This window comes from Photorhabdus hindustanensis, from assembly GCF_002968995.1.
Lineage (GTDB): Bacteria > Pseudomonadota > Gammaproteobacteria > Enterobacterales > Enterobacteriaceae > Photorhabdus > Photorhabdus akhurstii.
Genome location: NZ_PUWT01000011.1, coordinates 1 through 16007, shown reverse-complemented (window position 1 = coordinate 16007; position 16007 = coordinate 1). Strand labels below are relative to the sequence as shown.

Here is a 16007-nt window from a genome sequence, read left to right as displayed (position 1 = left end):
GTCGTGCTCTACCAACTGAGCTATTCCCGCATTACTGACTGGCGATCACCTGAAATAATAGACTAATCCCAAGAAATCAATTGCTAACCTAAACTTGGAGCGGGAAACGAGACTCGAACTCGCGACCCCAACCTTGGCAAGGTTGTGCTCTACCAACTGAGCTATTCCCGCGTCACTAACTAATAATAGCCAGAAACAACATACTGATGCCAAATCAAAATTTGGAGCGGGAAACGAGACTCGAACTCGCGACCCCGACCTTGGCAAGGTCGTGCTCTACCAACTGAGCTATTCCCGCATATCTTTTAGTACGCTATCCATACCTTATGAAATTCTTCATCGGTATGGGGAGCGCATTATACGAAAAATCGTTGCGCCCGCAAGCCCTTCAACACAAAAAAACAAACTTTCCGGTCAAATGACGATTTAAACGCCAATGCAGGTTAATTAATCATCACACCAAACTTGCATTATCATACGAACAGAAAATAAAACTTTCTGACTCACAGTTGAATAAAATGTTCCCGGTAATAGGCTAACTCAGCAACTGATTCACGAATATCATCCAGCGCCTGATGAGTATTCTGCTTCTTAAACCCAGCAAGGATTTCCGGCTTCCAACGACGGGCTAACTCTTTAAGTGTGCTGACATCCAAGTAACGATAATGAAAATAAGCCTCCAATTCTGGCATATAGCGGAACAAGAAACGCCTATCCTGACTAACACTATTACCACAAATGGGGGAAGCACCTGCCGGAACCCATTTTTCCAAAAATTCAATCGTCGCCTTCTCTGCCTCATGATCGTCAATTTTACTTGCCTTAACACGTTCAACCAGCCCACTCCCCGTATGGGTGCGCACATTCCATTTATCCATCAGAGCAAGTTGTTCATCAGACTGATGAACCGCAATGACTGGCCCTTCCGCCAGGATATTCAGATTTGCATCGGTGACAATTGTCGCAATTTCAATAATGCGATCCCGCTCTGGATCTAAGCCCGTCATTTCCAGATCTATCCAGATAAGATTGTGCTCACTTTTTGACATGTTATATCCTAGATTGGAGAGATAGTTCTTATTAATGGTGTATCATAGCGCTTTTAAGCAATAACAGCGATAAGTGTGGAACAAGTGAGGTTCGGTGGCTAAACATAAACTATCCAAAGGCCAGCAACGGCGGGTACAGGCAAATCATCAGCGAAGATTGAAAAAACAGGATAATAAACCTGAAATGGATGATAGTCAGTTAGGTGAACCTCAAGAAGGGCTGGTTATCAGCCGTTTTGGCCAACATGCTGATGTCGAGGCAGAAGACGGTTCTATACAACGTTGTAATATTCGCAGAACTATCCGCTCATTGGTCACTGGCGATCAAGTCGTATGGCGTCCTTCGCTGCAAACACAAGCAGATGTTAAAGTAAATGGTATTGTTGAAGCCGTTCACGAACGTACTTCCGTACTTACGCGGCCTGACTATTACGATGGTATTAAACCTATCGCCGCCAATATTGACCAAATAGTGATTGTGTCAGCCATTCTTCCTGAACTGTCACTCAATATTATCGATCGCTACCTTGTCGCCTGTGAAACGCTGGGCATTGAGCCATTGATTGTATTGAATAAAATTGATCTGTTGGACGAAGAAAGCCGTGAATGGGTCAACGAAATCATGTCCACATACCACAACATTGGTTACAGGGTATTGAAACTCTCAAGCCATACTAACGAAGGTATGGAAGAATTAACGAAGATGCTTGCAGGCCGAATCAGCATTTTTGCCGGTCAGTCTGGCGTAGGTAAATCAAGTTTACTCAACACGCTCCTGCCAGAAGATGAAGAAGAGATTCTGGTCAATCAGGTTTCAGATGTTTCCGGTTTAGGTCAGCACACCACAACAACCTCCCGTCTTTATCATTTTCCACATGGCGGCGATGTTATTGATTCTCCCGGGGTTCGAGAGTTTGGCCTGTGGCATTTAACACCGGAGCAGATAACTCAGGGTTTTATCGAATTCCGTGATTATCTGGGCGGTTGTAAATTCCGTGATTGTAAACATCGGGACGATCCAGAGTGTGCGTTACGGAAGGCAGTGGAAGATAACGAAATAACTCAAGAACGCTTTGAGAATTATCACCGTATTCTCGACAGTATGGATCAAATTAAACCACGCAAAACTTTTACAGATAACGATAGCTAACTGACATCAAATGAAAGGACAGGTACAATACCCCCTTTTGTCTAATTTTGCCAATAGAATCCAAGAGGTTGACGTGCTGGATAACATTAAAATCAGGTTGCATTATTTACTGCCTAAACAGGGAATAACTCACCTGGCAGGCTGGTTTGCTAACAAAAAAGCTGGCTGGCTGACTCAACTGGCAATCAAAGCGTTTGCCCGTGTTTATAAAGTGGATATGAATGAAGCGAAAGCGCCTGAGTTTTCAGCATATACGACATTCAATGAGTTCTTTATCCGCCCATTAAAAGATGATATTCGCCCAATTGTCAGCAATGAACACCAATTAGCGCTACCTGCTGACGGTACTATCAGCCAGTTAGGCAATATCCGAACATACCAGCTCCTTCAAGCTAAAGGACACCACTACACACTTGAAGCTCTACTCGCCGGTAATCATCAATTAGCAGAGATATTCCGTGATGGGCAGTTTGTAACGACTTACTTATCACCTAAAGATTATCACCGTGTACATATGCCTTGCGATGGATTACTGAAAGAGATGATCTATGTCCCAGGCGATCTATTCTCTGTCAATCCATTGACTGCCGCCAACGTACCAAATCTGTTCGCTCGTAATGAAAGAGTCATCTGTCTGTTTGATACTCAATTTGGACCCATGATACAGATTCTGGTCGGTGCAACTATCGTCGGCAGTATTGAAATGGCTTGGTGTGGTACGGTTACACCACCACGGGAAGGCATTATCAAACGCTGGACTTACCCCGAAGCCGGTGCAACTGGCGCAATTTCTTTCAAGAAAGGTGAAGAAATGGGGCGTTTCAAATTGGGTTCTACCGTCATTAACCTGTTTGCATCAAATCAGGTACAGCTAGCCGGGCATTTGAGCAGTGGCTCAACAACCCGCATGGGTGAACTGTTAGCCCAAGCGATCATACCTGACGAACCTACTGACAACATAAGCTAATCCCTTTCCAAGGAGAGCCCTTTATCGTGCGCCTGATTATCAGCTTATTGCTTAGCCTGATCATTATTAGTCCGGTTCTTGCTGCGATTCCACTTGATGAAAACCAGCTCAAACAAGAACTGAAACAAATCGAATCCAGCAAAAACCCGCAGGATGCAGAAGTTGCTCAGGCGCTGCAAGGCGCTCTCAATTGGATTGCTGATACTAAATCTGCTAATGACAGAACGCAGAAATATCAGACCGCCATTGATGATTTTCCTAAAATCACGAAAGAACTTCGTCAAAAATTACTCTCTGAAAGTGATACGCCTCGTCCAATTCCCGCTAACCAACCCATTGCAAGCATTGAGCAACAGATCATTCAAGTCAGCAGTCGGTTGCTAGAACAAGGGGGACAGTTACAACAAGAGCAGGACAAAGGGCGGGAAATCAGCGACTCTCTCGTCCTGTTACCACAACAACAATCAGAAGCGCGACGCCTGCTAACTGATGCATCCTCTCGCCTGCAATCATTAGGAACACCCTCCACGCCATTAGCAGAAGCTCAATTTGCCTTGGCTCAAGCTGAAGTCAACGCACACAAAGCAACCGTCAATGAACTTGAAATAGCTCAACTCTCCGCTAACAATCGGCAAGAAATTTCCCGTATGCGGGTTGAACTGTTCAAAAAGCGCTATCATCGACTTGATCTTGAGCTGCAACAACTCCGCAGCCAACTTAATGCACAACGCCAGCAAAAAGCAGAATTAGCCTTAGAACATACCGAGATGCTGGCGGAACAAAGTGATCAGCTACCAAAATTTCTGCTTGATGAATTACAACTGAACCGGAATTTATCCCAGGAATTAAATCAGCAAGCACAACGAATGAATATCATCGGCTCAAAGCAGCGACAAGCCGCCAGTGATATTATTCAGGTCCGGCAAGCACTGAATACCATTCGTGAACAAGCACAATGGCTAGGCGGCTCTACAACGCTCGGAGAAGCGCTCCAAACTCAACTTGCCCGTTTGCCTGACATGTCTAAGCCACAGCAACTTGATCGGAATATTGTCAAATTCAGGGTTGATCGCCTGAAATACGAAGACATGCTGGAGCAGTTACAAAAAGAGACTAAACCCGTACAGAAAAGCAACGTTGCGTTAACTGCGGAACAAGAGAGGATTTATGATTCTCTTATCCGCACCCGCAAAGAATTACTCAATTCACTATTATCTGGCTATGACAGTGAAATCCTTGAATTGACCAAACTGAAAGTCGCTACCAGTCAGCTAAATGATGCGCTAACAGAAGTTAAAGAAGCCACACACCGTTATCTATTCTGGGTCGCGGATGTTAATCCTGTTTCGCTCAATTACCCAATCAATGTTGTGCAGGATCTAACCCGTCTATTATCGTTAGACACTTTTTCTCAGTTAAGCGGCGCCCTGATAGTCATGCTGACCACTCAAGATACGTTGCTATACTTATTTGGCGCGCTATCCCTGGTTATATTCAGCATCGGTTCCCTTCGCCATTACCACGCATTCCTTGAACGCGCGAGTAACCGGATCGGCAAAGTCACTCATGATCACTTTTCCCTCACTTTGCGTACCGTATTCTGGTCGGTTGTTGTCGCATTACCTTTACCGATGCTCTGGTCCGCCATTGGCTATGGGCTGCAAAGCGCCTGGCAGTACCCTATGGCGACCGCTATCGGTTATGGCGTCAGCGCTACGACTCCCGTTCTATGGATCTTCATGCTGAGTGCCACTTTCGCCCATCCAAATGGATTATTCATTGCCCATTTCCGTTGGCCGGAAGAACGCGTTAAACGGGCTTTACGATTCTACCAGCTATCTATCTTTGCCATTGTGCCATTGGTCATGGCATTGATAACTTTTGAACATTATAGTGATCGAGAATTTGCTTCCACACTTGGCAGGCTTTGTTTCCTAATCCTGTGTATCTCCTTAAGCCTGATCACCAACAGCCTGAAACGGGCAAGAGTCCCGCTCTATTTGGATAAACATGGCTCCGGCGAAAATGTTATCAATACCGCTCTCTGGTGGATATTACTCTCTGCGCCGATAGTCGCGGCGCTAGCTTCCATACTGGGATATTTCAGCACATCACAAGCATTGCTTGGCCGTTTAGAAACTTCCGTTGCTATCTGGTTCTTTTTACTGGTTATTTATCACATTATCCGTCGTTGGATGCTGATTCAGCGACGCCGGATCGCCTTTGACCGGGCAAAACAACGACGGGCGGAAATTCTGGCTCAACGAGCCAAAAGCGAGGACGACTCAACGGGTTCAAGCAGTATCGAAGGCGCCATTGAAGTTGAGGAACCTATTATTGATCTGGATGCAATCAGCGCTCAGTCATTGGGATTAGTCCGTTCAATCCTAACTCTACTTGCCTTGGTTTCACTCATTTGGCTCTGGTCAGAACTTCATTCCGCTTTCTCATTTCTAGAAAATATCCGACTGTGGGATGTCACCACGACAATAAACAATGTAGAAACTGTTCAACCCATCACCGTAGGTTCTGTCTTGATTGCTATCTTGGTGATTATTATCACCACTCAACTGGTGCGTAACCTGCCCGCATTGCTTGAGTTGGCCTTACTACAGCATTTAGAACTCACACCCGGTACCGGCTTCGCCATTACCACACTCACCAAATACACCATTACTTTGATTGGTGGTTTAGTCGGTTTCTCTCTGATTGGTCTTGAATGGTCAAAATTACAATGGCTTGTCGCTGCGTTAGGGGTTGGACTAGGTTTTGGCTTACAGGAAATCTTCGCCAACATCGTTTCTGGCCTGATGATATTGTTTGAAAAACCCATTCGTATCGGTGATACCGTGACTATCCGCAACCTGACCGGTAGCATCACCAAGATCAATACCCGGGCAACAACCCTTTCAGACTGGGATAGAAAAGAGATCATCGTTCCTAACAAAGCCTTTATCACCGAGCAGTTTATTAACTGGTCATTATCTGACACCATCACCCGTGTCGTGCTGACAATTCCTGCTCCGACAGAAGCTAGCTGTGAAGAAGTCACCCAAATCCTATTAACCGCGGCTAAACGCAGCACTTTGATCCTTGAGAACCCGGCACCTGAAGCCTATCTGGTTGATCTTCAACATGGTATTCAGATATTTGAATTACGTATTTATGCTGCTGAAATGGGGCATCGAATGCCTGTCCGCCATGAAGTCCACCAGCTTATTTTGCAAGGATTCCGCGAACACGGCATTACTCTGCCATTCCCACCATTTCAGGCGAGTATTGATGTCATTGGTCGGGATATTCGCAGTGCGACGACCAATATGTCAGGCCGTAATCCACCACGTCAACCGGGTAGTTTGTAAAAAGATCATGAAGCACTGAGCATCCGTATTTGAATCAACTCACCCTATTTCAGGCAAAATATGGCCTTTTTTACCGCCATCCTAGGCTTGAAATAGGCTTTGCGAGGCAATTAATGTCGCGCCACAAGAGGTTTTCATTCCCTCCAGTGCGTACATTTGCCCATTAGAGCTGACTATTTTAGGCGTCCCTTCCACAATGGTTTGATTGCCGCCACATTTTGGACAGGATACCGCATCCCCGACCCGAGCCGCTTTCTTCCCTAACACACCAAAACTTTCATCACCGGCTAACACCTTGCCGCCATGCGAAGTCGAATCACCGACCAAAATAATAGAACGTGACATCTTTCCCTCCATTAACTAATGATTAAATATTAATTTCAAATTCCAACATCTGGCTATCATGGCGCCACAACGTGATTAAGAAAAATTTATATAAATAAAAATCATTGAAATAAATTACATGATCATGTTAGTTGAACACCTATAAAATTTACGTTATTAACTGTTTTAAACAAAAAATTACACATAATTAAATTATCAACCTTGATATCCACAAGATCAAAATATAAATTTACATTAATATTTGATTACAAAGAACACAAAGGTAGATATGAAAAATTTTGAAGATTTCTATCGGGAAGCACTTTCACAAATAAAGCATGATCTGAGCAACGCAGCGCAAGAGCATCCACACCTTGATCCATTTACCTCCGAATCCGGCGACCCAGATATTCTCCGCGTACTGGAAGGTTTTGCGCTTATCACTGCCGGTCTTCAACAAAAAATTGATGATGGTTTCCCGGAAGTCGTCAACCCGCTTCTGCGAAAAGTATGGCCGATACCTTTACATCCGATCCCTTCAACCAGCATTGTCCAGTTAGATATTCAACCAGGCAGCATGACTGAAACCACCAACATTGCCAAAGGCAGTGAAATTTCCGCCATACAGCAGAACCAATCCATTACGTTCAGAACCACTCAAGACATTAGTATTGAGCCAATTACCCTGATCAATAAAACGCTGACGCACAGCGGAGACAAGAGCCTGATATCACTGACTTTCCAATATCATGGACAAACTCCCCACTGGAAGACAGGGCAAATCACGCTTTTTCTCGGAGAAGATCAAAAACTGGCGTCTTTACTGACCAAATACATAGATCAATCGCTGAACAACACTTATCTGAAAACATCCCTAAAAGAGACGGAGATGTGGCTGGCTATTGAGATCGCTCCACGCCTGAAAGAAAATTTGGTCCTGCCGAGACCACATGACTATTTCTGGCCGTTGCAGGTGTTATACGAATACCTCTATCTGCCACATGTTAATGACTTTATGTCATTTGATTTATCGGAAGAAATCGCTGAGCTCCCTTTGGGAGAAGATAAGCAATTTACCATTATTCTAGAATTTGACTGTAACATTCCCATCGAGGACATTACACCCGCATTTATTCCCCATTGCGTACCCGTTATTAACCTGGCTCCGGCAAGAACAAAACCGATAACATTTGAAAAGGGCAAATCGCGTTATGTATTAGCAGCGAATGAAATCTTTAGTATTGATAACATTAAACTCCAATCCGATCCTGATGGAACATCTGAAGGATCTGCTCACAGCGTTCCTCTTATCAATAGCGAGCAACTGGCCGCCTGCCATTTTGCCGAACCCGGTGACAACATATTACTTTTTAACCATATACGGGAAGAATCGCCATTTGGCGGCAATCAAATTAATCTCACGTTTTATGATCATCAGGCAAAACCCGTAACAAAACACCACTATCGCGAATTTTACTGCCAATATCACAGATATCATACGCAAGCACGGACATTGGGCATCGGGCAAATCTGTATACCCAGCGAGCAGATACCCAGCCATATTCAGGCTAGGAATATCGTGTCGGCGTCAAAAGATCTTCCTGCCGTCGTAAACAGTCATCAGCACTGGCCGATACTATCTTTGTTGTCGATTGGGCCATTTTTTCTCAGTCACATTGAATCAGTCAGATCTCTGGTCAAACAACTTGATACCTTCGCGCATCTGGACGCCCCGCGTAGCCGGCATATTCAGCGCATGGCCGATGGTCTCAGCGCTATCTACCTTGAGCCATACTACCATTTTGACAAGGGCATTCCTGTGAGAGGCCAAGCCATCACACTGCGCATGACACCAGAAAATTATGAGCATGAAGGAGAAATGTATGCTTTTGCCAAAACACTACACACCGCTTTCTCCCTCTGTTTTGTTGAAACCAGCTTTCACAGATTAACCGTTATCAATAACGACACCAATGAATACTGGGAATTTTACAATATGCCTGGGCATCAGAAGATCATGTAATTGAAGGAAACATTATGAAAACCGGACTCCGCTTTTCCTGCACCATCGGCAATCTGCCGCCCATGACTTTTGCGGTAGTGAATTTTACATTAGATGAAGCGCTTTCATCGTTATTTACCCTGTCTCTCACATTAGCGGCAAGCCGTTCAAATATAGACACGGACACCCTCCTGCTCCAAACCGTGCGGTTTACTGTCACCCGTGACGATATTCTGCAACGTGAAGTGAAAGGATTGGTTGCAAGCGCGGTTGTTGGCGCCACAAACCGACATCAAACTCAGTATCACCTGACAGTCAGACCAGAAATGTGGCTGCTGACACTCGATCAGGACAGCCGTATCTATCACCAGCTCAGTGTCCCCGATATTTTACAAAGCATACTGAAACAGAAGAAACTCCGGGCCAATATCCATTTGAATAACCCACACTCAACACGGGAATACGTCACCATGAAAAGGGAATCATCCTATGATTTCTTTACCCGCCTGGCCGCTGAGGAGGGGATTTTCTTCTGGTTCGCCGATGACGGGCTCTATCTGAGTGATAGCTACCTGAACATGAGAGCGCCGGATACATTGATTTACAACCCGGACATTGCCAACGCAGTAGAAGAAAATGTTATCTACAAATGGTCTCTTGGCTCCTACATGCGCCCGGAATCTACCGACCAAAAAGACAGAAATTATCACAACCCCAATTACGCTTTACAGCATAACGCCACGGATTTTGAAGCGGAGAACGGCACGCCATTTCATATTTTTGAAAGCTACGGCCGTTTTCAGAAAGACAAAGAGGGCATCCCGTTTACCCAGTACCGGCTGGAAGCCCTGCGTGTTGACAGCAAATCAGGGCAAGCGGACAGTAATTGTATCCGATTAATGCCCGGCAGAATCTTTACATTAACCAACCACCCGATTGACGCCATGAATGATCGCTGGCAAGTCACCTCTTCCCAACACATCGGGCATGTCCCCGCCGTGCTGGGCGATGGCGGAACCGGCACTACCCTGAATTCACACACCCGGTTCATTCCAGGCCGCAACGATTGGCGTCCGCCATACCGCTATAAACCATTGGCCGACGGCGACGAAGTTGCAACGGTTGTCGGGCCAGGCACTGAAGAAATTTACGTCAACAAAGATGGCGCGGTTCGCGTTCACTTTCACTGGAACCGTTATGATGCGCCTGACGACCAGGCTTCTTGCTGGGTGCGGGTTGCACAAGGCTGGAATGGCAACGGATTTGGTTTTCTGGCAACACCGAGAGTCGGTCAGGAAGTGATTATCTCCTATCTCAACGGCGATATTGACCGGCCTATCATTACCGGATGTACTTACAACGGTCTTAACCGCCCGCCGCTGAATTTACCCGCGGAAAAGACGCGCACCACGTTCAGAACCAAAACACATAAAGGTAATGGCTTTAACGAATTACGTTTTGAGGATGAAAAAGGGCGGGAAGAGATTTATATCCACGCTCAACGTGACCAACTGATCCAAATTAACCACGATAAAACACAAAAAATAGAGCACGACGAAAGCCACACGGTCATGAATGATCGTCGGCATAAAATCGGCCATGATGAATTTATCCGTGTCATGAATGAACAACATATTCAGGTGGATAAAAATCAGTTCGAAACCATTGAGAAAGACAAAATTACGCGGATCAACAATAGCTGGAAGGAAGAGATCTACGCCTCCCATTTCCAACAAATTGGTGAAAACAAACAGAGTGATATCAAAGGCAATTACCAATTAAATGCCATTAAAGGCATTCACTCACACACCAAAATACATACCCTGCAAGCCAGTGATACATTGATCCTCAGAGGTAAAGCAGGAAGCATCACTCTGGATGCTCAAGGCATCACACTAAACGGCAACATCTTTCTGAAAGGCCCGGTGGTAGTGCAAGGAGGAAGCGCAGGCACCGTGCCAACATTGACCGGCGCAGCCAATGAAGGACAGCCCATCGCTCAGGATTGCAAAGGAAAAGCCGATGCACAGAAGGAAACATCAGAGTGAAAACGCCATCTTTGTTTGATTCAGCCTATTACTGGGTTGCCAATTGCACCTACCAAGCGATAGGTAATGAAAAACATCCTGCCGGACAATATTCAGCCAAAGCCTTAATCCGTGCTCCGACTGAATATGAGGCATTAACGAATCTGTGCAATTACGTTATTGGTTTCGGAATAGCAAACGGTCAATACCAAGACATTATTGCCTTACAAACCTATTTGATGGAAAGCACGCTGCCCGAATTACGGTTAATACGCCATATCCAACAGATAAGCGATCAACACCCCGTAATATTGGTAGAACAGGAAAATGTTGACTCTCCACTGCCTGCCGCTCGTGGTGATCTAATCTTGACACAAGCCACAGATATCCCTGTTTACGGCGATAACGAACATCTCTACGCGATCATTGATGCGGCAATATACCAACAGGCAGGACGATTTATCATTCCTGATCTGCTCGCTTCCTCCTTACGCTGGCAAGGATTATTTCAGGGAGAAACTCAAGTTTCACTGGAAGATAGCGCCCCTTATCTGGTTGAACTGCATAAAGACAGTAGCAATCAGCCAGAGCTACAGCGATACATTATGAATGCCGATAACCGGGCAGAGTTGAGCTTGTTTATCCACAGCGAACAACCTTTTGAAACGCTGCTGAATCATCTGCGTAAGTTCACCTATTTAAAAAATGAGCTGACTCAGACGTGGGCATTTTTCCGTTTCTATCATCCCAACACACTGACAACACTGCTTAATACCCTGTCCGACGGGCCATTAGCCCATTTTATGCAAGGGATCAACGCAATGTGGTTCTATGGTGATAAACCCGATACCCGCCACATTATCACCATCACCGAAAACGTCCGGCAGGCAAAACCCACGCCTGTCACGCTCAATCGCCGCTTGTGCGAACTGTTTGATCAACAAGCGCAACAACGCCTTACATTTAAAACCATTGATTTTATTCAGGAAAACCTGGCTGAACGCTGTCAGGTGAATAAAAACACCCTGCCTGCTTTTGTTTTGCAGCAGACGAATCAAGCTTATCTGCAAGGGCTAACGCAACAGCGGGCCATACTCTATTATGTTGCCGCCAGGTGTTTAATGCCCGATGAGGAAGTTCACTGGCAACAGTTTTGGGAGTCAGCCTGCTCGCAAACAGAAACACAGGAAATACGGGCACATTCACTTTTCAAACAATGCGACACACTGACAACCAAGGAAATATTATGACCACTGACATTCAGGAACGTTTCGACAAATTAATAGAAAAAGCTTACGAAATGTTCCCACAAAATCTTGAAGCAGATACTTATATTCAGCCCTGTGACTGCAATGTTAAACCGATTTACCCGGTTCGCTATGCCTATGTGAACTTTTTCGGCAAGGAGCTGGAAAAACCAGAAGCGCCCCCGGATATCCACACCCTGATGTTCTCTTCATCACTCCAACAAACCAAAGGCTATGCCGCCCGCCTTCTGCGTCCCGGCTGGATATACATCAAGGAAGAAGACCCGCTTACTGCTCGCGGCAGCAAGGCCCGGGGCTATCTGCATATCTTTAAATACTGCGTATCAGAGAAAGAGGTCAACGGCAAAAAACAGCGGGTAGAGAAATTCAAAAAATATATGTTTCTCAACCGCAGAGATGCCAGTGAAGGGCTTATTCCTGAGCCGGGCATTCGGGGCGAAGGCCATCCATTCCTGTTTGTCGCCAAAGATGTCATCAATATCAGTATCGCCTACAGTGAACACCCGTGGCACTCCTCGGTACTGGCTAAGATTGACAACAGTCTTGAACTGCGGCAGAAAACCATGCAGTTTATCAATCTCGAACAGAAGCAATCCCCCTTTGCGGTTAACGCCTCAGACAAGTATTTTCGAAAACTGATTGTCGATTACAAAATCCGGCAGGAACAGTTTGCCAACATCAAGTCCATCATTGAAAAAGACATCAATGAGCTGGATTTGGCTGACGTCAGTATTGATACGCTGACCACTCAGGACAGCTACGAAATGGACGCCGGTAAGATTATCCAGGAAATCAACAGTTATCTGCACTTCAATGAACAGGCGCGGATTGTGATCCTGCATGACCCAGTAGGCCGTCAGCGGGATATTGTGGAAGCCTATTCTATCCTGAATTTGTGGCAACAGAGCTATAACGCCTCCAACATCTATCCACTGACCATCGGTTTCTATGTCGAAAAGCTCAAAGCCACCAAAAACCCGGAGCTGAAAAAGAAAATAGATGACAGTATTCATCAGGACCGCTGGAACAACGACTGGCCGAAACTGAAAAAAGTCACCGAAGATTTTGAAGCGCGTCAGGCGATGTTTATGAAACTGTTTGAAGCCTTTGCGGATAACCCGGACCTCAGTTATCAAGTCGGCGGGCTGCAAAATTACTTTCACTACTTCTTTTCACTGCAAGATGAAAAACAGACGCTGGAAGAAGAGGACGCGCTGGAGTTCCGGTTTTTCAGTGAAATTCTCTCCGGTCTGCTCGGCAACCTGCAATCATCCTTGCCCGGCCAGCAGGTTTTAGCAAAGCTTGCGGCCAAAGAGTCAGACAGCAACGGCGATGGCAACTTCTGGCGCACCATTACCACTGGGGTTGTCACCGTACTGAATAACGACAAAGTAAAATCACCGCTGCTTAAGAGCCCGTTTATTAGTGGCGTCGATAATATTCTGCTGGGGATGGGGACCTTTCTGGCAACCGTCTGCGCCTATACCAATCAGACAATTTATCAGGGTTCAAGTTATGTCCGCCAGCTTCCCCAGAAAGCCATTGACCAGATAACCCAACAACTGGTTCCGGCCCTGTTATCCACGCTAGGCGTAGTGATTGAACCCGATGGCAGAGTGGCACTCAGTGAACAGAGCTATCAGGAAGTACTTAAGCGGCTGGAATCGAAAACGAATCGCAACCGACCTGACCCGGCAATGCGTCAACAAGCTATCGGGGAACGGATGATTAACTGGAGTAAACGCCTGGAATCACTCGGCAATAAACCGGTGATAACTCTGCCGGAAGTTAAGACCAGTGTGGACTCGCCGGTTCAGCTTTTTACCTTAGAAGGGGCTAATAAAACCTCTATTGGTTTACTGTTTGATTCTTCATTGACCGGTGTCAGCCTGTTTCTCAATGCCTTCACCCTGGCGGATGTGGTTATGCAGACAGAATATGCCCGCAACAACCCTTTACAGCCTGGATCTTCCTATATGAACCTGCTGCGCTTTAGTACCGCGGTAATTGGTATGAGTGCTGATTTGACTTCTCTCGGTTCAACGCTGGCTAGCAAAGTAAATTCTCCCATAGTGAAAGCGCTGATGAATGGGACAAAAGTGCCTGCTATCAATATCGCAATGGTCAGTCAGTTCTCCCGTATTGCCGGCAGTGTGGCGGGATACTTAAGCGCGATTATCTCCTTCTATGATGCCAGTAACGCTTTCAAAGTAGGTAATAGTGTGGAAGGTTATAGCCAAGTTGCTATAGGGACAGGTTCTACCATCTTAACAACAGCAGTCGTGATCGGAGCTGCGGTAGGCACCTTTCTGACGGCAGGAGTACTCACCGCAATAGTCATTGGAGCTGGCTTGCTTATCGGTGGCAGTATCGTACAAGCCAGCAGTGCCTGGTCAGATTTGGAGAAAGTACTGAATAACTGTTTTTGGGGGGCTGGGGAAAAATATGGTTTTTGGGGAGAGGAAAATAGACCATCAATATCTAATCAACTGAAAGATGCACGTGAGATGACAGGTCTTATCCAAAATCATTTTGTTATCGAAAACCAGGAGTTTTTAAATCTCTTTATCCAGCCACAACTGAAAATACATCAAGGCTTTGGCGTCACTACCTATTGTTTTACTCTACCTGCTTTTCAGATGAATCTCTCAAATATTCGAGGGATCTTTGTGACTTCACCCAAAATCTCTTATTGGGGAGAAAAAGTCGATTATATTGAGATTAACCGCCGCAAATATACTCCCGATGCTTTTCGCAATGCAAAACTCAAGGAAGCTCAAGAACAGGCAAAACTTACCTTAAATGGCGATACCGCAATACTGGAAGTGGTAATCACAGAAACGAAAGGAGTTTTCCCCCGTGGTAGCGAACTGTACTGGTACTATGAACAATCAACAACTGTCATCTCTCCTATGCGCTATTTCTGGGGGGAAAAACTAACAGCAGAAAATACTATTAAAGGCAGTTTTGACGGAGAGCGTACTATATGAAGCAACGACTCAAAAATCTACTCAAAAAATGGTTTCCCACTATTCATCCACTGCCAGCCAAACGACTGGCGGGCTGGGAAAAAGAAATTCTAGCGGTACCACCTGATATTAAGGATGAAGAAACCATTAAACACGTGGAGATACTGGATTACCTTGATAACAGGGAGTGCCATGTTCGTAACACTCAACGCCGCGCTCGGAGTATTACCTTAATCCCAGTTACATTAGGAATTCTTAGTAGTCTTATTTTAAATATTAATGAATTTATCAAAGAACGGAAAATTGATGAAAAAGCTATTCATCGATGGGTTGGCTACGCAAAAAAAGACTATGGCGAAAAATTTTATCTACGGAATGATCTACCTGCTGATATGGAAGATGTCCGTTATATTGGTAATGATCAAGAAATTTCGCTAAAAAAATATTTATATTATCGTTATACCTTTTACCCAAGTAGCACTCGACTTCTCATTATTGATATAAGCTTCCTATTGCTTTATCTGCTGATTATTCCACCTTTTGTATGGGCTATATTTTTCTTACGCCGTCAGGCACCATTAATTATCGATCGTGAACAACAGATCTTTTACACTTGGTATAAAGGAAAAGCCTATGCTGCCCGCTATCCACAAGTAGGCATGGGGGAAAAAACTAATATTTTTTATCTCAAAGTGTATGGACTGGACGAAAATAATAACCTTGTCGGGCGTGGTTTTATCCCTAACGTCAGCAGTTATTCTTTTGCCTTCTTAAGTAGTGGCAATGATAAAGCTCTGGCAGTCGCCTTTATGGTGAAATTCTTATTAAACGGCAAAGAGGCGGTCAGTAAGGTGGATTATAAACGCCGTGAGCCGCTTATCTGGTGGAG

Annotated in this window: 10 protein-coding genes and 2 tRNA genes; 8 read left to right on the top strand and 4 right to left on the bottom strand. The window is 45.2% G+C overall.

The annotated features are described in order from the left end of the window. Positions 1-95 precede the first annotated feature (95 nt). The 3 genes from C6H66_RS04975 to orn all read right to left on the bottom strand — a co-directional run bounded on the left by C6H66_RS04975 (position 96) and on the right by orn (position 1049). A tRNA-Gly gene (locus tag C6H66_RS04975) sits at positions 96-171 on the bottom strand. Between the two features lie 51 nt (positions 172-222). Beyond that, positions 223-298, bottom strand: a tRNA-Gly gene (locus C6H66_RS04970). Positions 299-503: 205 nt separating this feature from the next. Further along, positions 504-1049 (bottom strand): oligoribonuclease, encoded by a 546-nt coding sequence (gene orn, locus C6H66_RS04965; protein WP_046397309.1) that lies wholly within the window; start codon positions 1047-1049, stop codon positions 504-506. Positions 1050-1143: 94 nt separating this feature from the next. On the opposite strand from orn, the gene rsgA reads away from it, so the two are divergent. From rsgA to mscM, 3 genes are all read left to right on the top strand, one after another. Beyond that, a complete protein-coding gene (gene rsgA / locus C6H66_RS04960; RefSeq protein ID WP_046397310.1) occupies positions 1144-2199 on the top strand; it encodes a small ribosomal subunit biogenesis GTPase RsgA in 1056 nt (351 codons plus the stop codon). Between the two features lie 73 nt (positions 2200-2272). Next, entirely contained in the window at positions 2273-3166 is an 894-nt protein-coding gene (gene asd / locus C6H66_RS04955; protein ID WP_036810042.1) for an archaetidylserine decarboxylase, read from the top strand. A gap of 26 nt (positions 3167-3192) precedes the next feature. Next, the gene (gene mscM / locus C6H66_RS04950) at positions 3193-6528 is read left to right on the top strand and encodes a miniconductance mechanosensitive channel MscM (protein ID WP_105394961.1); all 3336 of its coding nucleotides are present in this window, start codon (positions 3193-3195) and stop codon (positions 6526-6528) included. Between the two features lie 81 nt (positions 6529-6609). Here mscM and C6H66_RS04945 read toward each other — a convergent pair whose 3' ends face one another. Then, positions 6610-6873, bottom strand: coding sequence for a PAAR domain-containing protein (locus tag C6H66_RS04945; protein ID WP_105394960.1), 264 nt, complete (start codon positions 6871-6873; stop codon positions 6610-6612). Between the two features lie 268 nt (positions 6874-7141). On the opposite strand from C6H66_RS04945, the gene C6H66_RS04940 reads away from it, so the two are divergent. The 5 genes from C6H66_RS04940 to C6H66_RS04920 all read left to right on the top strand — a co-directional run. Beyond that, entirely contained in the window at positions 7142-8875 is a 1734-nt protein-coding gene (locus C6H66_RS04940; RefSeq protein ID WP_248000608.1) for a type VI secretion system baseplate subunit TssF, read from the top strand. A 14-nt stretch (positions 8876-8889) separates the two neighbouring features. Continuing rightward, positions 8890-10902: a type VI secretion system tip protein TssI/VgrG gene (gene tssI / locus C6H66_RS04935; protein WP_105394958.1), complete on the top strand. Its 2013-nt coding sequence runs from the start codon at positions 8890-8892 to the stop codon at positions 10900-10902. Beyond that, positions 10899-12131 carry a DUF4123 domain-containing protein gene (locus C6H66_RS04930; protein WP_105394957.1) on the top strand — a complete coding sequence of 411 codons (1233 nt, stop codon included), beginning with the start codon at positions 10899-10901 and terminating at the stop codon, positions 12129-12131. The genes tssI and C6H66_RS04930 overlap by 4 nt, the downstream gene beginning before the upstream one ends. Then, entirely contained in the window at positions 12128-15139 is a 3012-nt protein-coding gene (locus C6H66_RS04925) for a toxin VasX (RefSeq protein ID WP_105394956.1), read from the top strand. The genes C6H66_RS04930 and C6H66_RS04925 overlap by 4 nt, the downstream gene beginning before the upstream one ends. Continuing rightward, positions 15136-16007 (top strand): hypothetical protein (locus tag C6H66_RS04920; protein ID WP_146111021.1); only part of this gene is annotated, 872 nt, incomplete at its 3' end. The genes C6H66_RS04925 and C6H66_RS04920, both read left to right, overlap by 4 nt.